We start from the raw sequence: 652 nt of genomic DNA, 5'->3' as shown, positions 1-652 counted from the left end.
CCAGGAGGAGGAAGAGGAGGAGCAGGACGGACATGGCGGAGCCGGTGCCGAAGTTCCAGGTGACGAAGGAGGACTGGTAGATGTGGACGGAGATGAGGTCGGCGGCTTCGGGTGCTGATTTGCCGAACAGGACGTAGGGGGTGTTGAAGTCGTTGAAGGTCCACAGGAACAGGACCAGGACGAGGACTTGGTTGACGGGGCGCAGGGAGGGCAGGGTGATGCGGCGGATCTGCTGCCACAGGCCGGCTCCGTCGAGGGCGGCGGCTTCGTAGAGTTCGTGGGGGATGTTCTGGAGGCCGGCCATGACGATGAGGAAGGCGAAGGGCCAGCCTTTCCAGACGGAGACGGTGAGCAGGGCGTAGAAGCTGTTGTCGCCGATGAGCCAGAAGGAGGGCTGGTCGGTGAGGTGGAGCTGGTCGTGCAGGACGTGGTTCACCAGGCCGTTGTCGTGCTGGAACATGAAGGCCCAGGTGATGACGGCGGCGTAGACGGGCAGGGCGTAGGGGATGAGGAAGACGGTGCGCAGCAGGCCGCGGCCGCGGAAGGTGTCCTGCAGGTAGATGGCGGCGGTGGTGCCGATGGCCCAGCACAGGCCGACCGAGAGCAGGGTGAAGGCGACCGTGACGAGGAAGGAGTGCAGCAGGGCGTCGCC

1 protein-coding gene is annotated in these 652 nt (G+C 65.5%); it reads right to left on the bottom strand.

The window, feature by feature from the left end; genetic code table 11:
* The coding region (locus ABEB07_RS39115) for a carbohydrate ABC transporter permease (protein ID WP_345672836.1) at window positions 1–652 on the bottom strand (652 nt) is incomplete at both ends.

This window comes from Streptomyces similanensis (assembly GCF_039543625.1).
Classification (GTDB): Bacteria; Actinomycetota; Actinomycetes; order Streptomycetales; family Streptomycetaceae; genus Streptomyces; species Streptomyces similanensis.
The sequence above is the reverse complement of the archived record's forward strand: the minus strand, read 5'-3'. Positions and strand labels throughout refer to the sequence as shown.